This window comes from Sphingobacterium sp. lm-10 (assembly GCF_023554555.1).
In the GTDB taxonomy this organism is placed as follows: Bacteria; Bacteroidota; Bacteroidia; order Sphingobacteriales; family Sphingobacteriaceae; genus Sphingobacterium.
Genome location: NZ_JAMJWC010000001.1, coordinates 1,631,433 through 1,656,154 on the forward strand (window position 1 = coordinate 1,631,433; position 24,722 = coordinate 1,656,154).

The following is a 24,722-nucleotide window of genomic DNA, read 5'->3' on the forward strand; positions in this document are numbered from 1 at the left end:
AATATCAATTTAATTATTTAAATATGCAATAAACTCCCTCATTGAGATCTTTTTGGCAAGATAATTGCGCAACGGTCGCCATATCGGTTACAATAATTTTAGTCATCAAAATAAAACAAATATGAAAAAAGTACTACTATCATTAGGTGCGGCTATTGCCTTGGCATTTGGCGCACAGGAAGCAAAAGCACAGACTCCTTATGGAACAGCACTTGGTTTAGGAATTGATTTAGGGGATGGCCGTACATTCGTAGGACCACAGATCAAACATAACTTCGGCGGAAATAATGCGGGTAATGCACAAGTATTGTTCGGTGGTGGCGCTACTATATTAGGCGTAGATTACTCATACAACCAAGCGATCGCGGGTGCCAACGGATTAACGTGGTACTTAGGTGTAGGCCCTCAAGTTTTATTCGCAAATGAAAGATCATTTTTCGCAATCCGTCCAGCAGCTGGTCTAGAATTTAAAGTACCGCAGGCTCCTTTAGCTATGCACTTTGACTGGAAGCCTAATTGGAATCTTACAAACCGCTCGCACTTCGAGCCAGCTCGTTTCAGTATCGGTTTGAAATTCACGTTGAACTAGTAGATCGATAACCTACTTGATACAGCGCTCCTTTTGCTTAGCAAAAGGAGCGTTTTATTTTGGCGTAAGCCTATAATTATGAGCAACACAAACTTAACCGTCAATTGTTTGTGATAATGCTCTTGTTTTTTCCTTTTTTTTATACCTTTGCAAATCTTGAATATTTTTATTATTAAACTGAAAATACAACAAATCATAATTATAACGACTGATAGAAATGCAGAGTAAAGGGCTGATTAAATTTTTGGTAGTAGTGGTTTCATTAGCATGCCTCTACTCCCTATCTTTCACTTTTGTAACCAGAAAAGTGGAAAGCGATGCCGCAGAATACGCGCAGGGCGATATGCTCAAAGAAAAAGCGTATTTGGATTCGGTTGCCGGACAAGTGGTGTACAACCTTGGTGTAGCGAAGTATACCTATCGCGAAGCAAAAGCACGTGAAATCGCTTTAGGACTAGATCTTAAAGGTGGTATGAACGTCACTATGGAGATCTCATTAGATGAGTTGATCCGCAACCTGGCCAATAATCCAAAGGATCAGGCTTTCAACAAATCGTTGGAAACTGCCGTAGCAAAAAGTAGATCAACCAACACCTCATTGATCGATTTATTTGTAGAAGAATACAAAGCTTCTGGATCGGGTACTCCTATCGCGTCATTCTTTGCAACAAAAGATAATGCGGCTTCCATTAGTGCAAATAGTTCGGAAGGACAAGTTCGCACATTCCTTAAACGTGAAGCAGATAATGCCATCGAGAATTCTTACAAAGTATTACGTACCCGTATCGACAAATTCGGTGTAGCTTCTCCAAATATCCAGATTCAACAAGGTACGAACCGTATTTTGGTGGAGCTTCCTGGTATCAAGGATGAAGATCGCGTACGTAAATTATTGCAGGGATCTGCAAAATTGGAGTTTTTTGAAACGCACAGCAACCCGGATGTTTATCCTTTATTGGAAAACATCGATAAGAGCTTAGCTGCGGCATTACGTAACGATAAATCGAGTTCTAAAACTGTTTCATCAGTAGCTAAAGCAGACAGCACTGCTACAGACACAACGGCTTCTGATGCCAACCTATTGGCTAATCTTGGCGCAAAAACAACCGATACGGATTCTGCTGCAGCTCTAGGGCAATTAGCAGAACAAAATCCGCTTTTCGCAGTGCTTAATCCATCCGTGTATCAGGGTCAAAATGGGCAACCATCTTTAACGCCAGGCGCCACAGTGGGTTATGCTCATTTGAAAGATACAGCACGCGTAAATCAATACTTGAATCGTCCGGAAGTACGTTCAATGATTCCTTCGAATCTAAAATTTATGTGGTCGGTAAAACCGGAGCATAACTCCCCAGATTTCTTGTCGTTGTTTGCTATTAAAACAAACAACACGGAGAGCGGCGCAGTACTTACAGGCGATGTAATTACAGAAGCACGTGACGATTTTGACCAAAGCAACAGACCGGTAGTCTCTATGGGAATGAATGCTGAAGGCGCACGTCAGTGGAGACGTATCACCGCACAGGCCGCTCAAAGTAATGCATCGATAGCTATTATCTTAGACGGCGTAGTGTACTCAGCACCTACGGTGAATGAAGAAATCCCTGGAGGTAACTCTTCGATCTCCGGAAACTTCACGATCGAAGATACCAAAGATTTAGCCAACGTATTGAAAGCAGGTCGCCTTCCAACTACCGCAAAAATCGTAGAGGAAGCGATTGTAGGACCTTCATTAGGTCAGGCAGCCATCGATGCTGGTGTAAACTCAGCAGTGATTGGTTTCGCTGTCGTGATGGTGTTCATGATTGCATACTATAACCGTGCGGGTATCGCTGCTAACATCGCCGTGGTATTCAACGTGTTTTTCTTGTTAGGAATTCTAGCTTCGCTAAACGCCGTATTGACACTACCTGGTATTGCTGGTATCGTATTAACCATGGGTACAGCGGTAGATGCCAACGTACTGATTTATGAGCGTATCCGTGAAGAATTGGGCTTAGGTAAATCAATGCGTCAAGCCATCGCAGACGGTTATAAACATGCCATGCCATCGATTCTCGATTCACAAATCACGACATTGCTCGTTGGTGTGATCTTGTTCTTCACTGGTAGCGGACCTATCCAAGGTTTTGCCACTACGTTGATGATTGGTATTGTTACTTCACTTTTCACGGCGATCTTTATCTCCCGTTTGATTTTTGAGTACCTTTTGGACAAAGACAAAAAGATTTCACTTTCTTTTCCTTGGTCTGCTAATACGCTTAAAAATGCGAACTTCCAGTTTGTAGCGAAAAGAAAAGTGTACTATATGATCTCTGCAGTAGTATCTGTGCTCTGTATCATCTCGATCTTCACCAAAGGATTCTCTCTGGGTGTAGACTTCCAAGGTGGTCGCACCTATACGGTTCGTTATGATAACAATGTAAATCTAGAAGATGTACGCCGGAATTTGGATGAGGTATTTGGATTAACAACCGAGGTGAAAACATTTGGTAGTGAAAACCAAATCAAAGTAACGACGACCTACCATATCGAAGAAACCAGCGATGAAGCTGATGGAGAAGTATTAGCGAAATTAAACGAAGGTTTATCTCAAGTAGGTGCCAACGATTATGAGATCTTATCCCAGCAAAAAGTAGGTCCTTCAATTGCCAGCGACATTCGCGATCGTGCAATCTACGCTGCGGTATTCTCTATTCTAATTATTGCCGCCTACATTTTGCTTCGTTTCCGCAGATGGCAGTACTCCGTATCTGCAGCAATCTCCACCACACATGATGGTATCGTATTGCTAGGTATCTTCTCTGCATTAGATGGATTGGTACCATTCTCCTTAGATATTGATCAGCATTTCGTGGCTGCTTTATTGACGGTATTAGCTTACTCTGTGAATGACACCGTGGTCGTATTTGACCGTCTTCGTGAATACTTAACGAAGCCTTTCGGGAAGAATGAAAACTTAGGTAGCACCATCAACAGAGCGATCAACTCTACATTAAGTCGTACGATCATTACCTCATTAACTTTGATCTTTGTATTGGCCGTATTGTTCATCTTCGGTGGTGAAGTTATCAGAGGCTTCTCTTTTGCGATCTTGATCGGTATTATTGTAGCTACTTATTCTTCTATCTTTATCGCTGCACCAAGCATGTACGATTTGACACCAGAAGAAAATGCTGCACAAGAGATCGCTCCAAAAGTGAAAGAAGTAAAAACAGTAACAAGCTAATCAAGTATAAGCTATTAGCATTAATAAAGAGCAGGCTTTCTGGAAACAGGAAGCCTGCTCTTTTTCATTACGATGTGATATAAGGGTTAAGAATAGTTAAAGCACTTGCAATAGCTTGTCGCTTGCCGTATATTTGACTATTCATAATTTTAGGTTAATAATTGGTTAGTTAAGCATTCCCATTCTCCCCGATTGGGAATGCTTTTTTTATATCCGGTTTAATCAGGTAAACTCCCCCTTAGATAACCCAAAAGCGATCCTATTTTTACGTTTATATGTTATACCTATTTAATTAAACAGAAACCTATATTCGGGATATTCCTCATTTTTCTTTAGCTTTGACCAGCATTTATAAGGCAGTTTATGAAAGGTAAATTTTCAGTATTGAGTTTGGCATTGGCCCTTGGTTTGGCCGCATGTAATAACGGTGGTTCAGATAGCAAGACGACTTCTACAGATCCGCATGAAGGACACGATCACAGCGCACAAACTGCCGCATCGACGCCACATACACAAACTCCTCCACCGGCTCAACCAGAAGAGCAAGATCCCGCTGCTAGCATTCCAGACTTCAAATTTTACAAAGTAAAATCTGGTTTTGGCTTCGAGAAAAGTGACATCCCAAGTAGTAAAAATACCGTATTCATCTTGTTCGACCCCTCTTGCGGACATTGCCAGCAAGAGACACAAGCATTAGCTAAAAACTACGAAAAAATTAAAGACGTCAACCTGTTATATATCTCCATGAACGACCCCGGATTGATGGTAAACTTCCTTCCGTCATTCGGCAAAGAGTTAGATGGCAAATCTAATGTGGAAGTACTGTATGACCGAGATCAGGAGTTTATCCGTAAATTTCATATTCCCAAAATGTTCCCTGCAAATTACGTGTACGGAGCAGATGGTAATTTAAAAACGTATTGGGTTGGAGAAAAAAATATCGATGACATTTTAAAAGCATTCGTACAATAAGAACGATGAGGATTGCTATTAATGGGTTTGGAAGAATAGGTAGGCATACCCTGCGTCATCTTATTCAACGTGAGCTGGAAGGAGTAACTGTTGTCGCCATCAATGATCTGGCAGATGCTGCAACGCTTGCTCATCTCTTTAAATACGACTCGGTACACGGTCCGGCAAATTTTCCGGTTGCGCATCGAGATAGTTATTTGGAAATCGGAGCCCAATCCATCCAGGTTTATAATGAAAAAGATCCCGCACGTCTGCCATGGTCCGTTTTAGGAATAGATCTGGTCATAGAAGCTACCGGTCATTTTACGACTTCAGCTGCTGCCGCAAAACACATTACTGCAGGTGCCCAGCAAGTAGTCATCTCCGCCCCGTCGCCGGACAAAGAGATTCCGACGGTTGTATTAGGGATTAACGATGCAACATTTGACTGGAGTGCTCCGATATTTTCTAATGCTTCCTGTACCACCAATAATGTGGCACCCTTGGTCAAAATCCTGGACGATAATTGGTCCATACAAGACGGCTACATCACCACAGTGCACTCCATGACGGGAGATCAAAACCTGCATGATGCACCGCATCGGGATCTTCGCCGCGCACGTGCCGCTTCTACTTCAATCATCCCCACATCAACCGGCGCGGCAAAAGCCATCACTAATGTATTTCCACATCTGGAAGGGAAGTTAGGTGGTGCAGGCATCCGTGTACCTGTACTAAATGGTTCGCTAACCGATTTCACCTGTACCTTAGCAAAATCGACTACCGTAGCAGAAATCAATAAAAAGTTCCAAGCTGCGGCTGACGGTGACTTAAAAAATGTATTGTATTACACGGAAGATCCAATTGTATCCGTGGATATTATCAATAATCCCTACTCCTGCGTATTTGATGCACAGCTTACCTCTGTTGTGGGTGGTTTAGTAAAGGTGGTAGGTTGGTACGATAATGAATACGGATATTCTAATCGTATGGTCGATATTGTTCAGATCTTAAATCGCTTAGAGACGACCCTCGACGCCTAATCCAAATAGTGCGAAATCATATTTTACGGGATCCTGAGCATCCAACAAGCGAAGTTGGCGAGTCAATTCCATGGCCATATTCCAGTTGACGGTTGGAGTCGTAATCAGCCCTAATTTCTTTCCTACCCGCTCTACATGCACATCGCAGGGACAGACCAAGTTGGCAGGTCGTATTTTCGACCAAATTCCGAAGTCTACACCTTGCTCATCCTGGCGTACCATCCAGCGCAAAAACATGTTCAAACGCTTGCAGCTGGATTTCTGTACGGGCGAGCTGATGTGCTTGCGCGTGCGTTCGGGATAATCCAATAAAGAGAAAAAGTAAGATTTAAAATAATTCAGGGCCTGCTCCACAGATACCTCCGCCTGTTCTTCTTGTCCCCAAATGAATGCCATTTCTAGGGAATCATGCTGCGCATAATGATGACGCAGAAACGAGATAAAATAAAGCAGATCGGTATCGTTGAAAGTACGATGTTTAAATCCAAGAAGGCCAGCAAGATCCTGATCAGAATGATGTAGCACAAAGGCATAAGGTTCGCCCTGCATACGTGCTATTAGTTCAGTACATTTGTTGATAATGGTTTTGCGCTGACCCCACGCCAAAATACTCGCAAAGAGCCCCATGATCTCCACATCCTGCTTTAAAGTAAAACGATGTGGAATAGCAATAGGATCTGATTCGATAAAGCCAGGGCGATTGTATTCGGCCACTTTTTGATCCAAAAACTCTTTTAAATCAAAATGAGCCATACGAAATTAACCTACAATCTGTTTATAGATAGCGTCTTTGAGCTGCTGAATGTTTTTTCCGGTTACGGAGGAGATGAATAAATAAGGGATATCTTGCGGAATTTGCGCTTTCATCTCTTCTTCCAACTGCTCATCCAGCATATCTGCTTTTGTCACCGCCAATAAACGTGGCTTATCGACCAATTCTGGATTGTATGCCGTTAGCTCTCGCAGCAAAATATCATACTCTTCCGAGATGGTTCGATCCGTATCTACCGGTACCATAAACAGCAATACCGAATTGCGTTCAATATGTCTTAGAAAGCGGTAGCCTAAGCCCTTACCTTCCGATGCCCCTTCAATAATACCAGGAATATCTGCCATCACGAAAGATTTGCTGTCGCGGTAAGATACAATTCCTAGGTTAGGCACAATGGTGGTAAATGGATAATCAGCAATTTCTGGCTTGGCCGCGGAGACCACAGATAGCAAAGTTGACTTCCCCGCATTTGGAAATCCTACTAAGCCAACATCAGCAAGCACTTTCAGTTCCAGAATCATCCACTCTTCTTTTCCGGGAATTCCGGGCTGCGAATAGCGTGGAGTTTGCTGTGTAGGTGTTTTGAAATGCCAGTTGCCTAAACCACCCTTACCACCTGGAGTCAGAATTTTTGTTTCGCCCTCTTCCGTAATTTCGAAAAGTACCTCACCCGTTTCTGCATTTTTGGCAATTGTACCCAAAGGCACTTCCAGAATCTCATCCTTACCGGTAGCGCCAGATTTCAACGCGCTTCCGCCTCGTTCGCCATCGGCAGCGATAATGTGTTTACGGTATTTTAAATGCAGCAAGGTCCAGTGATTGGTAGAACCTTTCAAAATGATATGACCCCCACGACCGCCATCGCCGCCATCGGGACCGCCTTTGGCGGTAGTCTTGTCTCTATGCAGATGCGCCGAGCCTGCACCTCCGTGGCCAGAACGACAACATACCTTTACATAATCAACAAAATTAGAACCCTGTGCCATATCAATATTAAAAATTACCTGTAGATTACCCTACTTTGTGTGTATCAATCACTTTAGATAAAGCGACGAATATTTCGTCGATCTCTCCAATACCATCGATCTTATTTAATTTACCCTGTTGTTCGTAGTATGGCAACACATGTATTGTCTTGCTAAAATACTCTTCAATACGTTTTTTCAACTTGTCTGCTGCATCATCGGCACGGCCAGACACTTCTTGTCTTTTGGCAATACGTGCCGTCAATTCTTCTTCGCTGACGTCCAGCGCCAACACTGTGCTGATCGGCTGTCCATTAGATTCTAAAAATTGATCCAATGCTTCTGCCTGAGCCACCGTTCGCGGAAAACCATCAAAGATAAAGCCCTTAGCATTTTGATGCTCATTGATCTCCTGCTCCAGCATAGAGATAGTAATCGAATCAGGCACCAAATTACCGTCAGCGATAATCTGATTTACCTTCTTGCCCAGCTCGGTCTCGTTTTTAATATGAGCACGAAACATATCTCCTGTAGAGATATGATGTAATCCATATTGAGCGATTAGTTTTTCCGACTGTGTCCCCTTACCTGCACCAGGAGGGCCAAAAATTACAAGGTTTAACATAACGTTCTGTTATTTTGTTTATTGCAAAATAAAAGCCTAATCCGTGGATCGAATTAGGCTTTGATGTTAACTAAGTGCGCTCAAAGGGAGTCGAACCCCTAACCTCCTGATCCGTAGTCAGGTGCTCTATCCAATTAAGCTATGAGCGCCGCTTCCAAAGCATAAAGAGTTGTGCCCGTTTTGTTTTGGTGTTGCAAATATAGCAAAATGCTTTTTGCTAACAAATATTTTTTCATCAAAGCCCGCCCTGAATGTGTAGTACGGGTCGGGATAGCAGCAGAAACTGCTTCATAATGAATAGCTAACGCAGAGAAAACAAATCATCAACGCCTAACAACTTCCTGCTTGTGAAACCCTCACCATAAGTCGCTTGAATGCTACGGCCAAATTCCCGGGCCCTTCCTTCGGTGTATTGAATAAAGTCTGGCGTCGAGATATAGGTTTGCGGCTCATCACTATCTGCAGCAGCATTGAATTGTGTAGTATACGCCAATATGGATTGCTTCTTGATCTCCCAATAAGGCGTGATATCTAAAATAATATCTGGTTGAATATATTTATCCTGTATCAATTGAAGCTGTAGTCGTGGACGAAAGCTCTCTTGAACAGTTTCGTCATCCCGCGTTTCAATGCGCCTTAAACCAGACAGAAACAACGCGTCATTAACGAGCTTGCTCGCACGCCCATGATCTGGATGCCGGTCATCCACTGCATTGGTGATTACAATCTCGGGACGGTATTTTCGAATACATCGAATTACTGCTAGCTGATGCGCTTCGTCATTCTCAAAAAAACCATCTTTCAATCCCAAATTAACACGCAGTGTTACTCCCAAAATATCTGCTGCAGCCTGTGCTTCGGCGGCGCGCGTTTCAGCCGTTCCGCGCGTACCTAGTTCGCCACGCGTCATATCCACGATCCCGACCTTCTTCCCTGCTGCCACATACTTCGCAATTGTACCACCAGCACCAAGCTCCGCATCATCAGGATGCACTGTTATCACCATCAAATCCAATTCCATACGGGTAGATTATTGTTTAAAAATAGGGACAAATATAATGTTTAAACGCATAGTTATGTGGAGAAATTGTGAAATCAGAGATCTAACTTCACAAAAACTAATACGTTTTAATAAATAGGTAGTAATTAGCGATTCCCAGCCATCGGTCTGGCCTGTTCGTACTCCCGGATAATCGTCTCAATAACGAAATCCTCTTGTGGATTGTACGAACTTTTTAGATTGTGCCCTACCACACGGGCAACACCTTGGTATACAAAGGCGGCAACACCACCTTTCATCTCTTTAACCAACTCATAACTGGTATTTCCAGTCTGTCTTTCGATGAGCTTAATCAATATCTTACCCTGGCTGATGGAAAGGTTTTTCACTTCTGATGTGATTTTATGCTTGATCTCATGCTCACATTCCTTCACTAGCCTGCGCTCTTCCTTTCTATTCTGCGCAAGTGCCAAATCACGATCCAACTGAGCGTACCGTTTTTGCGCATACATAGCATATGGAAGCACACGGAGCACATTTCTCTTTAAACGAAGATATTGCATACGCTCCTCTTCGCTCTTCCAAGGTCGAAAAGCGACAATTACTACTTCTGGAATAAGAAAGGTGGGCACTACCTCGCCCGTCTCTAGGCGTACCGTCTGATAGGTATCTACAACCTGAGCCTGACCCCCACCATAATGGGGCATCGTCAACTGTTGAGTATGACCTATCAAAGGAAGTAAAACAAGCGTCGCAACCGCACTAATCAAGACTCTCATACACGAATTAAATCGCAAATTCATTTTAAATATACACAGATTTTCCTTAAATTTATTTCTAACAAAAATCATGCTACTTTAATACACCCTCTTTAACTAGTAAAGATAAAGTAATTTGAAACAACTCACAACCTTTGGGAGATGATATGGAAGAATATGTGATTGATATTGAGGCGGAAAACAAGGAGATTAGGAAACGATATCGAGCACTGTTACGAGCATGTAAGCCCACGTTACAACGGGGGGACAAACAGGAAATCCGCCGAGCCTTTGACTTATCCTTGGAAAGTCATAAAGATATGCGCCGCAAGTCTGGCGAACCTTACATTTATCATCCGATCGCAGTAGCACAGATTGCTGCGGAAGAGATTGGATTAGGCACCACCTCCATCGTGTGTGCGCTATTACACGATGTGGTGGAAGATACCAGCATGACGGTTGAGGCCATTGAACAGCAGTTTGGAAAAAAGGTAGCACGCATCATCGATGGATTAACGAAGATCTCCGGCATCTTTGACACCAATAGTTCCATTCAGGCCGAGAACTTCCGTAAAATGCTTCTTACGCTGGCAGACGACGTTCGCGTTATCTTAATAAAGCTTGCGGACCGATTGCACAATATGCGTACCATGGAATTCATGGCGCGGCATAAGCAACTTAAAATCGCTTCGGAAACCAGTTATTTGTATGCGCCGCTTGCACATCGTTTGGGTCTGTATGCCATAAAATCGGAGTTGGAAGATCTGTCCATGAAATACACAGATCCTGACACCTATAAGTTTATTGCCAGAAAGCTGAATGAGAAGAAGGCCGAGCGCGAGAAGTTCATCGCCAGCTTCGTCTCACCCATCAAAGAAATCTTGGCCGGGGAAGGTATTACAGCCAATGTATTTGGCCGCCCTAAATCCATCCATTCGATCTGGAATAAGATGCGCAAGAAATCCATCCCTTTTGAAGAGGTATACGATCTTTTTGCCATTCGCGTAATCATTGACACCGCCGACGAGAAAGAGAAGACGGAATGCTGGAAGGTATATTCTATTGTAACGGATCTTTATCGTCCAAATCCCGACCGTTTACGCGATTGGATCTCGTCGCCAAAAGGAAATGGCTATGAATCGCTGCACACCACCTTGATGGGCCCTCGCGGCCAATGGGTGGAGGTACAAATCCGCACCAAACGCATGAATGAAATTGCCGAAAAAGGATTTGCAGCACATTGGAAATATAAGGAATCAAATTCAGACAGTGGGCTGGATCAGTGGATTCAGAAAGTACGTGATGTATTAAGTACTGCTGAGCCAGATGCCATCGACTTCGTGGACGATTTTAAGATGAATCTCTTCTCAGACGAGATCTTCATCTTTACGCCCAAAGGTACCTTGGTGCAGCTACCCCATGATGCAACTGCGCTCGACTTTGCCTTTGAGATTCACTCCGACATTGGTGCTACCTGTATCGGTGCGAAGGTAAATCATAAGTTAGTTCCGCTGTCTCACCATCTACACAATGGGGATCAGGTAGAGATCATCACTTCGGCTAAGCAAAGTCCGAAAGAGGATTGGCTTAACTTTGTGGTCACGGCAAAAGCGCGTTCAAAGATCAAATCCTCTTTGAAGGAGGAGAAAAGACGCGTAGCGGAAGATGGGAAGGAAATTCTGGAAAGAAAACTCAAGTCTCTAAAAATAACGTACAACACCGATAACATCAATAAAATTGCAAACCACTTTAAGTTTGCGAGTTCTCAGGACTTGTTTTTTCAAGTAGCTAAGGGTACGATTGATATTAAGAATCTGAGAGAATTTGCTGCTTCAGAAAAGTCTGAAGATGCGAATAACAACCAATTTCAGTCCCATGTCACGGGCTTGGTCGATAAGATCAACAAAAAGGACATGGATACGATTTTGATTGGCGACGATCTGCAAAAGATTGACTATACCCTCGCTCCATGTTGTAACCCAATCCCTGGTGATGATATTTTTGGTTTTCTAACAGTGAATGACGGAATCAAGATCCACCGAACCAGTTGTCCGAACGCCTCTCGACTTATGGCGAACTATGGCTACCGGATTCTAAAGGCGCAGTGGTCTTCTTCTCAAGGAAACGTTTCTTTCCTAACAGGGCTTCGCATTGTCGGGATCGATGACGTTGGTCTGGTCAATAAAATCACGACCGTCATTTCCAGAAACTTCAACGTCAATATCCGGTCGCTATCTATATCCAGTAACGAAGGGATTTTTGAAGGCAATATTATGGTATTTGTGAATGATATTGAACAGCTAGACAACTTGATTAGCAATGTGATGCGCATACCAGGAATCACCAGTGTATCACGTTACGAAGCCGAAACCAGAAATTAGCGTGTGATTCATTATGCACTCATTTTATTGTGACTGTGCACTGGTATGAAATCCCAGCAAAATTTGGTAAATTTGTACAGAAGACTACAAGGAATGTATGAAGCAAGGTGAAAGTTACGAAACAGTAAAAAAGATATTTGAGGCTTATCTGGAAAATAAAAATCTCAGAAAGACCCCAGAAAGATATGCCATCTTGGAAGAGATCTATTCACGCACAGATCACTTTGATGTGGAATCGTTGTATATCCACATGAAAAACAAGAAATATCGGGTGAGTAGAGCGACAGTATATAATACACTGGAATTATTAGTCTCGTGTGATTTGGTGACTAAGCATCAATTCGGTCGCAATATGGCACAGTTTGAGAAATCTTACGGCTATAAGCAGCATGACCATGTCATCTGTATTGAATGTAATAAGGTGGTCGAATTTTGTGACCCAAGAATACATCAGATCCAAAGCATGATGGGAGAATTGCTTAAGTTCGAGATTAAACATCACTCCTTAAATTTGTATGGAGTCTGTGAAGAATGTAGAGAAAAAGAAGCTGCGAAGTCTGCCGCGCAGACCGTTGCCTCTGAAGCGTAGTGATATGTCTGCTTTTTTGACATAAGTTTCACTTTTCTAGATAACAATAGTACTTTTGTTCGGGATAATTGAACACATCAGTTATCCCGAACTTTTTTATGTATTGCGCATTGCAAAGTATACAAATTATTTATTCATATATCACAATTCAATATGCAAGTTGATGTCCTTTTGGGCTTACAATGGGGCGACGAAGGTAAAGGAAAAATCGTCGATGTTTTTTGCCCGAAATACGATTTGATTGCCCGTTTTCAAGGCGGACCGAATGCTGGCCACACGCTGGAGTTTGACAACAAAAAATTCGTTTTAAACACCATTCCTTCCGGTATCTTTAATGAAGACACCCTAAACCTCATCGGTAATGGTGTGGTAATCGATCCTATTATTCTGAAAAGGGAACTGGACAACCTTAAACAAGCTGGTTTTGATCCTGTTGCAAAAGGCAAATTGGTCATCGCACGCAAAGCGCACTTGATCTTGCCAACGCATCAATTATTGGATGCTGCCTCTGAAACTAACATGGGAACGGGCAAGATTGGCTCCACCTTAAAGGGTATCGGACCAACCTATATGGATAAAACAGGCAGAAATGGTCTTCGTGTAGGCGACACCACCCTACCGGACTTTATAGATCGCTATGAGAAGCTGAAACAGAAGCATTTGTCCATCTTAGCGCATTACGGCGAACTGCCTGATTTCGCTGATCGGGAGAAAGCATTTTTAGAGGCTATTGAATTCCTGAAAACGATTCCTCACGTGGACTCGGAACATTTGGTTAATCAATACCTTAAGGATGGCAAACGCGTATTAGCCGAAGGTGCACAAGGAACATTGTTAGACGTTGATTTTGGATCATATCCTTTCGTCACATCTTCTAATACAACCACGGCGGGTGCTTGTACTGGATTGGGCATTGCTCCCAATCGTATTGGTGCTGTCTATGGTATCTTTAAAGCTTACGCTACCCGCGTTGGTGGCGGGCCGTTTCCGACAGAACTGCATGATGAGACTGGAGAACAACTTCGCCAGTTGGGTCACGAGTTTGGCGCAACTACTGGCCGTGCCAGACGTACCGGATGGATTGATATTCCTGCGTTGAAATATGCGATTATGATTAACGGTGTAACCGAATTAATCATGATGAAAGCAGACGTATTGGACACTTTCGATAAGATCTACGCTTGTACACATTACAAACACAATGGTGAAGTAATTGACTACATGCCTTACGAGATTATCACGAATGAAGCAGAGCCAGTATATGAGGAAATCGAAGGCTGGAATCAGGATCTAACGGGTATTAGAAAACCAGAAGAAATCCCTGCTGCTTTGAAAAATTACATTTCTTATTTGGAGAAAGCGCTGGAAGTGCCGATTAAGTACCTATCAGTAGGTCCGGATCGCGTACAGACTATCGTATTATAAAAAACAAGAAATGCCTACGGCAACATTAGCGATTGAAGCAGAAGATTTTCTGGCTAAAGCATTGCTTTGGGCGGATTCTTTTGAGACAGCTTGCCTGCTTCATTCCAATGAATTTGGTGATCCTTATGCCAATATCCAAAGTCTGTTAGCAGTAGGTGTTCATCGGGAAATTGTTGCCGATGGCGACAATACGTTTGAAAAAATAGAGGCTTTTAAAACCAAGCATCCCCAAGAGTGGATGCTTGGTTTTTTTGGTTACGATCTGAAGAACGAAATCGAGGATCTTCACACGGCTCTACCGGATGAACTGGAATTTCCAGATGCATACTTTTTCGTCCCGGAAATAGTATTCCGTTTTCAACATGGAAAAGTGACTATAGATACTCTGGAAGCGGTGAACGCACAAGACATTTATGATCGCATTTGTAGTACCTCCCTACTGTTCGACTCAACTAATTTGGCAAAACCGTTTCGAAAACGGATGAGTAAGGAAGCCTATATGCAATCATTTCAGCAGTTAAAACAGCATATTCAGCGGGGCGACATTTACGAAGTGAATCTTTGTCAGGAGTTTTACCAGGAAAATTGTGCTATTCATCCGCCAAGCATCTACTGGGAATTAAATACGGTATCTCCTACCCCATTTTCTACTTTTTTTAAATTTCGAGAACACTACATCCTTTCCGCCTCGCCCGAACGCTTTATTGCAAAACGGGGTACCACGCTATTGTCTCAGCCTATAAAAGGTACTGCCAAGCGTGGCAATACTGAAAATGAAGATCAGGAGATCATACAGCGGTTAAAATCTGATCCGAAGGAAATCGCTGAAAACGTGATGATTGTGGATCTGGTACGTAACGATTTGACTAGAAGCGCTAAAGCCGGAAGCGTGGCCGCTGAACGCCAGCCGCAAGTACATACTTTTCGTCAAGTACATCAATTGATTTCTACCATTACCTGTGAGATTGATCCTAATGTAACTGATTTGGAAGCTATAAAGCGTATTTTTCCGGCTGGCTCGATGACGGGAGCACCTAAACTTCGAGCCATGCAACTCTGCGAGCGCTACGAAAAATCTAAGCGAGGTGTTTATGCTGGCGCTGTAGGTTACTTCGCCCCAGACGGAGCCTTTGATTTTAATGTAGTGATCCGCACGTTGCTATACAATAGCAGAAAGCAATACCTTTCTTTCCATACCGGTGGTGCTATTACGATTGATGCAGAAGCAGAAAAAGAATATTCCGAGTGTCTTTTAAAGGCGAATGCCATATTGATGGCTTTACATACGCAATTGGAGGATTAAGCGGTATTCCGAATGTACAAAAAACTGCCCTATAGCATTCAAAATGTATCTGAAGCCTAGCAAACCGGCACAATAAAAAATAGCACCGATTCTTCGTATCATGTTAAGAATACGTTATTTATTTCGAATGATGATATAGCTATGAGCTATTATAAAATAAAAGAAGTACATTTACAATGTAAAAAATTGTATTTACCGTTTGAAAATCACGGCACTCAAAACTCGTCTATTATTTCGCAGTATATCAAAACCCTTAGCCCCTATTCACTCCGTTTAGTATTTCTATGGGTAAGTGAGGCGAGATTTTAAAATAGCACCATGAAAAAATCAACAAAATTCAACAATACCGATACTTCCTTCTCTAAAATATTGAAAAGCAGGGTAAACGAATATTTTCAAAATTCAGCTAAGCGCACTACCGGCGGCTCAAAGATGTATCAGAAAACGATCGTGCTTATTAGCTCAGCTATTATTCTGTATAGTATTTTGGTATTTGTATCGCCTTTCTGGCCAATTTCCGTCGTCTTATGTATTTTGCTGGGGGTAAATTTTGCTGCAATAGGATTTAATATTATGCACGATGCAGGACATAACAGTTTGTCGAGCAATAAAAACGTGAATACCTTGCTTTCCTACTCTTTAAATGCGCTTGGTGGAAATATTTATCTATGGAAACTAAAGCATAATATAGCACACCATACTTATACAAATATTGAGGGCGAAGATCACGATATTGAAATTAAGTTCCTGCGCATCCATGATTCTCAAGAACCTAAAAGCCATCATCGCTACCAACATTTCTACTTTCCAGTGCTTTACGCGATATCCTACCTAGCGTGGATCTTTTTTCAGGATTACGAAAAATACTTCAGACGCAGACTAGGTAAACATTCAGCTCTGTTCAATATGCCAAACAAAGAGAAGTGGATCTTTTGGATCAGTAAAATCGTACATTTTCAACTATTTATTACGATTCCAGTTATCTTGGTAGGATGGCTTCCGGCATTAATCGGTTTGTTGATTGCGGGGTTCGCCTGTGGCATCTGTCTGGCGACTGTATTCCAACTGGCACACGTCGTGACAGAGACCGAGTTTACTGCAAGCGAGCCAGGCCGTATGGAAGACGAGTGGACCGTACACCAGTTGAGTACCACGGCAAACTTCGCTACGCGCAATAAGGTATTGACATGGTTGTTGGGAGGGTTAAACTTTCAAGTGGAGCATCACTTGTTTCCAAAGATCAGCCATATTCATTACCCAGAGATCAATAAAATTGTAAAAAACGTATGCGAAGAGTTTCGGGTAAATTATATCGAGTTTGCGTCCTTTGGCCAAGCCTGGAAATCTCATGCAAGCGTGATCAAAAGTATGTCTCGCTAATTGGCGATAAGCTCAATTTTTACTGAGCTTTACTATCGGAACAAACGTCACCAATCTAAACACACAAAAAGAGCGGTCATGCTATTATAGCGTGACCGCTCTTTTGTGTGTTGCATACCTGTAATGGTATCTATCACTTCAAGCGAATTAAAATTAAGAGCATAAAAAAACCGCCTTGCGTAAGCAGGACGGTTAATACAATATATGCAAAAATTAACTTAAATCAACTTAACATTTACTGCGTTTGGGCCTTTTTTGCCTTGTTCAACTTCAAAAGAAACGTGATCTTGCTCACGGATATCTTGAGTCAATCCTGAAACATGAACAAAAACTTCTTGACCACCGTCATTTGGAGTTATAAATCCGAAACCCTTGGTCTCGTTGAAAAATTTTACTATGCCTTCTTGCATTGCTTTGTATGGATAAAATATTATTAATTATGTAAATGTACATAAAATAATTTGCTATACGCACAAAACCTATAATCAAATGATTATTTTAACATATTAGCGAGATTATAGCGTTACATGGTGCACCTATCTTCTTTAGTAAACGTTTCCGCTACCTGAGCAAATCAATACTTTTATTTTTTGGATACTTATAAGGATCACATCTTGAACCAGAATGCCTTCACTGATTGCTTTTCAGCGATAATAGTCGGTTTGTATCAAATACTACATCTTATGAATAAGTACGCAATATGCGGCACCGAAAAACAATATATATCCTGAATGGCTTATATTATTACGAGGTTAATATAGAAGGTTACAGCTACAAAATTCTACCTCAAATAGTTCTCACTAAAAACAGATCACTTATGGCAACGAAAGTAGAAACAAAAAATACCGGTTTAAAAAAAGATAAACCAGAAGAGACATATCAAGAACTCACTTCCGTAGTGAAAAAGAATAAAGAGAACAAACAAAATAAAGATGCGGAAGCTGGAATAGACTCCAAAGAGGAACAGATAAACGATCTTCCAAACGATCCGGAAGCAAAAATTCCGGAGAAGAAAGATTAAAAGAGAGAGGTATATAACCTGAACAAATTATGCTGTATAACTTAGTACATACAGCATAATTTTTCCTTATTTCTTACCTATCCATCCCAAGTGGGTATGTTTAAAACTATCCTCATGCTTAAGACCGTAACCAAATAGACGATCCATCGCCGAATGGCCAAATAGAATAACTCCAGCAAGGATTAAAACATCAATTTGTAGCCAAAACCCAACAAGTAAAATAGCAATAGCCACAAACTTATGGTGGAAAATATTGTACAGCAAAGCACCCGCCTTGGTGCCGAAGAGATATCCCAACATAGATACGTCGGGTAACAATATCAATGCTGGGTATAGCCAACCGGAATAGCTCAACTGACTAAACATAAAGATCGAAAGCAGGAATTGCGCAAGTTCTTCCAGCTTTAATACGTTTGGCATCAAATTTTTCATAATGTATATTTTCATAATAGCGCCTCGAACACTTACTTTAATAATTACTGTAAACCGTAAAAATATTACTCGTCATGAAGCTAGATTTGTCAAATGAAAGACAAAACAACTACAGCATTATTAGCCTTTTTCCTGGGTGGAATTGGAGCACATCGTTTCTATTTGGGACAAACAGGACTTGGTTTCGCCTATCTTATTTTTTGCTGGACCTTCATTCCTGCATGTATTGCATTATTTGATTTCGTTTGCTTCCTACTCATGAGTACAGAAAACTTTAACAGAAAGTATAATAGCAATATGCATGTTGCTCCTCAAATCAACGCCCCACAATTTACTAACCAAATAATCAACAACTACACTCCCCACAACACGGTTGCAGATAAGGATATCACCTCCGAAATAGAGCGACTATATATACTTAAAGAACGTGGAATTATTACGCAAACTGATTTTGATGAAGCGAAAAGAAAGTTAATCTAATTGCGAAGCACTATAGCAAACTATCTTGTTAGCGTCACGTTAACCTGCTGATTTATTCACGAAACGTCCCACCATCTCGATAAGTTCTTCCATTTCGAAGGGCTTAGCAATGTATCCATCGGCGCTTGCTTCCTCTGCAATCTCTGCGATATCCTTGTTCGCAGACATCAGTAAAACAGGCACATGCTTGGTCTTTGGCTGATCTTTCAAGTGCCTACAAATCACACGACCATCTGCACCAGACATCCAGATATCTAAAAGAATCAAATCCGGGAGATCAGAACCAAGATTCAACACTTTTTCTGGTTCAATTATCTGTTGAACTTCATATCCTTCTCCTTCAAGGATGATACTCAGCACATCAAGAATTCCTTCGTTGTCGTCTACGACAAGTATTTTTTTCATTTTTCGTTTTCTACAGGGAGTGAAATAGTAAAAATTGACCCTTCTCCTTCAGCACTACTTACTCGAAGATCTCCATGGTGTCTAATGATGATTTTTGAAGATATAAAAAGACCCAAACCCAGTCCTGAAAAGGTGTTCTGTAAAAATCCACTCGCCCTAAAAAATTGTTCAAAAACACTCTTTTGATTTTCTTCGGATATACCAATACCAAAGTCTTTTACGGACAAATTGATCTTGTTGTTCTCTAAAGAAGTAGATACCACCACTTGATCTGCTTTAGGAGAATATTTAATAGCATTGGACAATAAATTGGTAATTACCTGCCCAATACGATTACGATCGCCTCGCAAAGTGACCGATGTATCTAGACTTAATTTCATCTGATGTTTTCTGGAGGTTTGTTGCATTTCTTCCGTAACTTCCTTCACCAAATCATTAAAATCAAAAAGATCTATATTGTACTCTAGCTGACCGGCAGTGACTTTGGTGGCATCTAGCAAATCTCCAATCAAGGAGGTCAGCTTATTGATTTGATTATCCATCTTAGCCAGAAAATCTTCGGCTTCCTTATTACCCTCTTTTTGAAATCGACGATGTAATGCTTGCGTGTACCCTTTAATACTGGTCACAGGCGTTTTCAGCTCATGCGAGGCCATACTGATGAAGTCATTTTTTTGACGTTCCAACTTCACTTTTTCCGCAATCTGTTTCTGTAGTTCCTCAGAAAACACTTTCTGCTCTAGAATATCATTTTTACGCTCTGTAATATCATCCATTGCCAGCAAAATTAACTGCTCCCCATTAGCCTTCTTAACAGGTTGGATATTAAATTTAACTACGCGCTCTCCCAGTGTTGGAAAAGTAAAGCTGATCTCTTTTTCGATTATTTTTTCATTGTTTTGCAAAATACGCGCAAACTCTTTGGCAAGACCTGGTATATTCCATCTCCCATTTTGAAGTTGGTAAAAGCTTTTACCAACAGCTTGTTCTTGACTGATCCTGAATATCTTACAAAAAGCATTATTTGCGCTTTGAATCATTAGATCACTGTTCAACATAATAAGCGGCTCGTGCAACACGGCGATAGTAGCTTCCGCCAGTTTGCGGCTAATGTTTAATTCTTCGTTACTCTCGAACAATTCCTGATTGACGGTAAGGAGCTCTTCGTTGGTACTTTGCAATTCCTCTTTACTCGTTTCCAACTCTTCATTAAGGCTCTGCAGCTCTTCACTACCACTTAACAATTCTTCATTAGAGCTTTGCAGCTCTTCTTTGGCAATCTCCTGCGCTTCGGTAATGCTACGCATATCTTCCCGAATTTGAGTGAGCTCTCTTTCCAGCTGTAAAATTCTTTCCTGTTCCGCTGTTTTTATGGTTTTGGCAGATACCTTACGTCGCATAGGCATCGTTGGCTCTTCTTTAAAAAGCACCAAATAATAGGGATCAAAGGTATTCAGCATAGGAATAACTTCTATGCCCACCATGATTTCTCCTCCATTGATAGACACGCCAGATTTCGAAAACGGTTCACTCGATGATTGAGCTCGATGAAGTGCATTCCGCAATTCAAAAGAAAGCCCTTCCTTCGCCATCTTCATGAGGTTGAAAGTAGCTTTACCAGAAGGGGGTTCCAGGAATCGACTGGTGATTCCCCGAAATTGTACAATATCAAACTGATCATTCACAATCACCCCAGCGGGAGCATGTTTTGCCAGAACAATCTCATCTGCACTTTTTTGATAATTCTCTGTTTTTACTTCTTTTCTATGAAGCGACATATTTTCTTCCTCAAATATCGTTTCTTTACTTTCGCCCATGATGGTGATGTACCTGCCGACTCCAGGTTTACGTGTATAAAATTTGCTTTTCCGCTGCAATGGATTGAAAAATTCTGAAGCGGAGCCCACTGTCTCTGAATTTCCGAGCCAAAGAATTCCTTTGTCACGCAAGGCATAATGAAAAATAGCAATCGCCTTCTTTTGCAAAAACGGTTTGAAATAAATCATCACATTTCTGCATGTAATCAAATCCATTTTCGCGAAGGGCGGATCTTTCAGGAAATTGTGTACAGCGAATACACACATATCCCGAATGGTCTTTGAAACTACATAGTGACCTTTATCTTTCTCAAAGTACTTTGCTAACCGCCCCACACTTACGCCTTCGAGATCCTTTTTTTGATACACTCCGCTTCGGGCAATCTTGATTGACTTGTCAGAAATGTCTGTGGCAAAAATATGGATGCGTTGCTGATGTAATTGTTGTCCAAAAAACTCGTGCAAAGCGATCGCTATGGAGTAGGGCTCTTGCCCTGTAGAGCAGCCCGCTACCCATATTCTTATTGGTTCTCCATTATTTTTACCGTCCAGCATTAACGGTACGATCTTCTTAATCAATAACTCAAAACAGTAAGGATCTCTGAAAAATGACGTAACCGAAATCAACAAATCATAAAACAATAAATCTTGCTCTGTAATATGCTCCGTTATATACTTAAGGTATGCCGAAATATCCACAATTTTCAACATCAGCATTCTGCGTACAATACGACGCCTAACCGTGGTTTGCTTATACAAGCTAAAATCTGCAGCCTTACGTTGATGCATCAGCTCCATGATTTTTCTATAAGTCGATTCCTCATCAACAGATTTGGAGATCGGCTCTCTGTCCGACCATCCTTTTCGCAACATGGCAAAATAATCGGTAAGCTTTTTACCTATTTGCTCAGGAGGTAAAACAAAATCGATGATGTTTGCATCAATTGCATGCCCCGGCATGGCAGTAAAACCGGCGGAATTATCTTGCGCAATAGTCAACCCTCCCTGCTCTCTTACGGCGCTCATCCCAGCAGTACCATCTATACCCATACCAGAAAGTATCACCGCCGCCGAGCTTGATTCGTAAGCAGATGCCATCGATATAAATAGTGCGTCGACTGCTTTATTCGCCTTTTCCCTTGTGGGCCTAGGATTAAGTTTGAGCAGACCATTGGCTACTGTCACTATTTTTCCTGGCGGAATTACGTAGATATGATCGGGTTCAATATGCAGGTGCTCTGTAATAGATACTACCGGTATTTTTGTGATCTTTTGTAGAATATCAGGCAACAAACTGGTTTTTTCCGGAAAAAGATGCTGTACTATGATAAATGCCATACCAGAATGTGCTGGTATAGTTGATAACATAGCCTTTATAGCTTCCAATCCACCCGCAGATGCACCTACTCCAATGATAGGAAATTGATCATTCACCCCAGACTGATTCTTGTTTTTTTTTAATGCCATAAATCGCGGCCCAACAACCACAGGTTTTGTGGAAGCAAGATAAACATTCTAAGCTCAAAAATCGTGCATATTTTGCCTTGGAGACTCCAGGCAGAATCCAAAAACTCTATTAATATCAAGTATTACACTTACAAAAGTGCTCCCTTTGAATAACGTTAACGCTCGAATTAATAATGTAACAATTATTACTACTCCTGAATGAGTATGGCGAAAAACCCTTTAACAATAATTTCTACAGCAAATGCGTGCTACATCTGCTATAAAATGAATATATTACTTATTGTAAAAGAGCAGACCGTTTATTATGAACCAAACCATTTTATTTAAAGAAAGTACAAAACACTTCAGATTTATGCTGCTTCCTCTTTTTGCATCATATATACTGCTTTTATATGGCGTCTTAAGACAGGTTATCTATAATCATCCGCTCGGTGATAAACCCGTGTCCGATATCCATTTAATCACTTTCACTATTTGTTGCGGTTTGTTTCTGCTTCTTCTAAACAATATCCGCGCTGAACTGAAGATCACGAAAGAAGGTTTTTACCTAAGTACATTATCTATACTCCCGAGTGATTTAAGCAAGTGGAGTGCCGTTCGAGAAATACGCGTAGAAAACTACAAGCCGATCCGGGAAATCTTCGGTATAGGATTTCGAAGCATGCAGACCAATATGGCTTATTTAGGAGGACGCCAGCCGGGTATCAAATTGCTGTTGCACAATGGTGACAGAAAGATTTTCGCTGCGCGAGATCAAGAAAAATTAATCAGCATACTCACTGAATTACAAGTCTTGACTTCTAAAAACAACTAGCTAGCCGTCACTTCACTGACTATAGGTGGCTTTTTATAGAATGGGATAAGTTTTGATACTATTTGGATGATTTTACAAGTTTCATTTATTTAGTTTTACCCCTGACGAAGGTCGTACTACTAAAAACTACCGAATAAAATCTATTCATGAATACTGATTTTCAAGATAGCCAATCTGCTAAGCCACATTACTTGATATTAGATGGTTTACGGGGTGTGGCCGCCCTTATTGTTGTCCTATTTCATCTTACAGAAGCGCTGGCGAGCGGACCGATGGATATTCTAGTAAATCACGGATACCTTGCTGTTGATTTTTTCTTTCTTTTGTCAGGATTTGTCATTGGCTATGCCTATGATGAGCGGTGGCAGCGGATGAGTGTAGGTAGTTTTTTAATGCGCCGTGTAGAGAGACTACAGCCAATGGTCGTACTTGGTATGACTTTAGGGGCTATTGGTTTCTATTTTACTGATTCCGAAATCTGGCCACTTATCCATACAGTACCTGTGTGGAAAATGCTTCTAGTATTGTTCATCGGTTACACCGTTCTTCCTGTTCCACTTTCATTAGATATACGCGGTTGGCAAGAAATGCATCCGCTAAATAGCGTTGGCTGGTCATTATTATTCGAATACCTTGCCAATATCCTTTATGCGATAGGTATCCGTAAGCTATCCAACAAAGCGCTGACTACTGTGGTAATCATTGCTGGTGTAGCATTGGCACATTTAGCGATCAGCCGAGGTGATGTAAGTGGAGGCTGGACCTTAAATGTAGAACATGTATACATTGGTTTTACGCGCGTCATGTATCCTTTCTTTGCCGGCCTACTACTTTCAAGAATCACCAAACCGACTCGTATAAACCATGCTTTGGCTTGGTGTAGCTTATTGATTGTGCTTGTATTATTTATGCCACGTATAGGAGGTGCTAATCATGTTTGGATCAATGGAATTTATGAGTCTTTATGCATTATCGTGATCTTTCCTTTGATCGTTTATCTGGGTGCAAGTGGATTTATTCATTCTGAAACTGAACGCAAAATTTGTAAGTTTTTAGGTGATATTTCTTACCCGCTTTATCTGGTGCATTTCCCAATAATTTATTTCTATGTGGCTTGGATCAGTAATAACGGAGGCATGACCCTCTGGGAAGTTTGGCCAATAGCCTTGCTCATTCTGTTAGCCAGTATCGCATTGGCGTACGCCTCACTAAAATGGTATGATGAGCCGGTACGAAAATGGTTACGAAAGAAGATTGGGAGATAATGTGTTATCAC

Annotated in this window: 22 protein-coding genes and 1 tRNA gene; 13 read left to right on the top strand and 10 right to left on the bottom strand. The window is 41.5% G+C overall.

Going from position 1 to position 24,722, the window contains the following annotated elements:
- Positions 1-121 precede the first annotated feature (121 nt).
- The 4 genes from M8998_RS06520 to gap all read left to right on the top strand — a co-directional run bounded on the left by M8998_RS06520 (position 122) and on the right by gap (position 5,812).
- Positions 122-589, top strand: coding sequence for a hypothetical protein (locus M8998_RS06520; RefSeq protein ID WP_249991541.1), 468 nt, complete (start codon positions 122-124; stop codon positions 587-589).
- Between the two features lie 217 nt (positions 590-806).
- On the top strand, positions 807-3,818 hold the full coding sequence (gene secDF / locus M8998_RS06525; protein WP_249991543.1) for a protein translocase subunit SecDF: 3,012 nt from the start codon (positions 807-809) through the stop codon (positions 3,816-3,818).
- 363 nt (positions 3,819-4,181) lie between these two features.
- Positions 4,182-4,790: a peroxiredoxin family protein gene (locus M8998_RS06530; protein ID WP_249991545.1), complete on the top strand. Its 609-nt coding sequence runs from the start codon at positions 4,182-4,184 to the stop codon at positions 4,788-4,790.
- Between the two features lie 5 nt (positions 4,791-4,795).
- Positions 4,796-5,812 carry a type I glyceraldehyde-3-phosphate dehydrogenase gene (gene gap, locus M8998_RS06535; protein WP_249991546.1) on the top strand — a complete coding sequence of 339 codons (1,017 nt, stop codon included), beginning with the start codon at positions 4,796-4,798 and terminating at the stop codon, positions 5,810-5,812.
- Here the strand turns inward: gap and M8998_RS06540 are convergent.
- The 6 genes from M8998_RS06540 to M8998_RS06565 form a co-directional block, all read right to left on the bottom strand.
- Complete coding sequence (locus tag M8998_RS06540; protein ID WP_249991548.1) at positions 5,789-6,565, bottom strand: TIGR02757 family protein; 777 nt, start codon at positions 6,563-6,565, stop codon at positions 5,789-5,791. The two genes, gap and M8998_RS06540, sit on opposite strands and share 24 nt — an antisense overlap.
- Before the next feature lie 6 nt (positions 6,566-6,571).
- Complete coding sequence (gene obgE / locus M8998_RS06545) at positions 6,572-7,570, bottom strand: GTPase ObgE (RefSeq protein WP_249991550.1); 999 nt, start codon at positions 7,568-7,570, stop codon at positions 6,572-6,574.
- A 25-nt stretch (positions 7,571-7,595) separates the two neighbouring features.
- The gene (locus M8998_RS06550; RefSeq protein ID WP_249991552.1) at positions 7,596-8,174 is read right to left on the bottom strand and encodes an adenylate kinase; all 579 of its coding nucleotides are present in this window, start codon (positions 8,172-8,174) and stop codon (positions 7,596-7,598) included.
- A 75-nt stretch (positions 8,175-8,249) separates the two neighbouring features.
- Positions 8,250-8,323 (bottom strand) — tRNA-Arg (locus M8998_RS06555).
- A gap of 152 nt (positions 8,324-8,475) precedes the next feature.
- On the bottom strand, positions 8,476-9,195 hold the full coding sequence (gene bshB1, locus M8998_RS06560; protein WP_249991554.1) for a bacillithiol biosynthesis deacetylase BshB1: 720 nt from the start codon (positions 9,193-9,195) through the stop codon (positions 8,476-8,478).
- 125 nt (positions 9,196-9,320) lie between these two features.
- On the bottom strand, positions 9,321-9,953 hold the full coding sequence (locus M8998_RS06565; RefSeq protein WP_249991556.1) for a DUF4294 domain-containing protein: 633 nt from the start codon (positions 9,951-9,953) through the stop codon (positions 9,321-9,323).
- 146 nt (positions 9,954-10,099) lie between these two features.
- Between M8998_RS06565 and M8998_RS06570 the strand changes: the two genes are divergently transcribed.
- The 5 genes from M8998_RS06570 to M8998_RS06590 all read left to right on the top strand — a co-directional run bounded on the left by M8998_RS06570 (position 10,100) and on the right by M8998_RS06590 (position 17,010).
- Complete coding sequence (locus M8998_RS06570) at positions 10,100-12,313, top strand: RelA/SpoT family protein (RefSeq protein WP_249991558.1); 2,214 nt, start codon at positions 10,100-10,102, stop codon at positions 12,311-12,313.
- A 97-nt stretch (positions 12,314-12,410) separates the two neighbouring features.
- Positions 12,411-12,902 carry a Fur family transcriptional regulator gene (locus M8998_RS06575; protein WP_249991560.1) on the top strand — a complete coding sequence of 164 codons (492 nt, stop codon included), beginning with the start codon at positions 12,411-12,413 and terminating at the stop codon, positions 12,900-12,902.
- A gap of 153 nt (positions 12,903-13,055) precedes the next feature.
- Complete coding sequence (locus tag M8998_RS06580; RefSeq protein ID WP_249991562.1) at positions 13,056-14,327, top strand: adenylosuccinate synthase; 1,272 nt, start codon at positions 13,056-13,058, stop codon at positions 14,325-14,327.
- Between the two features lie 10 nt (positions 14,328-14,337).
- Positions 14,338-15,630: an anthranilate synthase component I family protein gene (locus tag M8998_RS06585; protein ID WP_249991564.1), complete on the top strand. Its 1,293-nt coding sequence runs from the start codon at positions 14,338-14,340 to the stop codon at positions 15,628-15,630.
- A 318-nt stretch (positions 15,631-15,948) separates the two neighbouring features.
- Positions 15,949-17,010 (top strand): fatty acid desaturase family protein, encoded by a 1,062-nt coding sequence (locus tag M8998_RS06590; protein ID WP_249991566.1) that lies wholly within the window; start codon positions 15,949-15,951, stop codon positions 17,008-17,010.
- Positions 17,011-17,228: 218 nt separating this feature from the next.
- On the opposite strand, the gene M8998_RS06595 is transcribed toward M8998_RS06590, so the two are convergent.
- Positions 17,229-17,420: a cold-shock protein gene (locus M8998_RS06595; protein WP_249991568.1), complete on the bottom strand. Its 192-nt coding sequence runs from the start codon at positions 17,418-17,420 to the stop codon at positions 17,229-17,231.
- 407 nt (positions 17,421-17,827) lie between these two features.
- Here M8998_RS06595 and M8998_RS06600 point away from each other — a divergent pair, with 407 nt between their 5' ends.
- On the top strand, positions 17,828-18,031 hold the full coding sequence (locus tag M8998_RS06600) for a hypothetical protein (RefSeq protein WP_249991569.1): 204 nt from the start codon (positions 17,828-17,830) through the stop codon (positions 18,029-18,031).
- Positions 18,032-18,097: 66 nt separating this feature from the next.
- On the opposite strand, the gene M8998_RS06605 is transcribed toward M8998_RS06600, so the two are convergent.
- A complete protein-coding gene (locus M8998_RS06605) occupies positions 18,098-18,463 on the bottom strand; it encodes a DUF4260 domain-containing protein (protein WP_249991570.1) in 366 nt (121 codons plus the stop codon).
- Positions 18,464-18,556: 93 nt separating this feature from the next.
- Here M8998_RS06605 and M8998_RS06610 point away from each other — a divergent pair, with 93 nt between their 5' ends.
- Entirely contained in the window at positions 18,557-18,943 is a 387-nt protein-coding gene (locus M8998_RS06610) for an NINE protein (protein ID WP_249991572.1), read from the top strand.
- Between the two features lie 39 nt (positions 18,944-18,982).
- Here M8998_RS06610 and M8998_RS06615 read toward each other — a convergent pair whose 3' ends face one another.
- Both M8998_RS06615 and M8998_RS06620 read right to left on the bottom strand, forming a co-directional pair.
- On the bottom strand, positions 18,983-19,348 hold the full coding sequence (locus M8998_RS06615; protein WP_249991574.1) for a response regulator: 366 nt from the start codon (positions 19,346-19,348) through the stop codon (positions 18,983-18,985).
- Positions 19,345-22,632, bottom strand: coding sequence for a CheR family methyltransferase (locus M8998_RS06620; RefSeq protein ID WP_249991576.1), 3,288 nt, complete (start codon positions 22,630-22,632; stop codon positions 19,345-19,347). The genes M8998_RS06615 and M8998_RS06620 overlap by 4 nt, the downstream gene beginning before the upstream one ends.
- Before the next feature lie 352 nt (positions 22,633-22,984).
- Here M8998_RS06620 and M8998_RS06625 point away from each other — a divergent pair, with 352 nt between their 5' ends.
- Both M8998_RS06625 and M8998_RS06630 read left to right on the top strand, forming a co-directional pair.
- Entirely contained in the window at positions 22,985-23,446 is a 462-nt protein-coding gene (locus tag M8998_RS06625) for a hypothetical protein (protein WP_249991578.1), read from the top strand.
- Between the two features lie 146 nt (positions 23,447-23,592).
- Positions 23,593-24,711 carry an acyltransferase family protein gene (locus tag M8998_RS06630; RefSeq protein WP_249991580.1) on the top strand — a complete coding sequence of 373 codons (1,119 nt, stop codon included), beginning with the start codon at positions 23,593-23,595 and terminating at the stop codon, positions 24,709-24,711.
- Positions 24,712-24,722 lie beyond the last annotated feature (11 nt).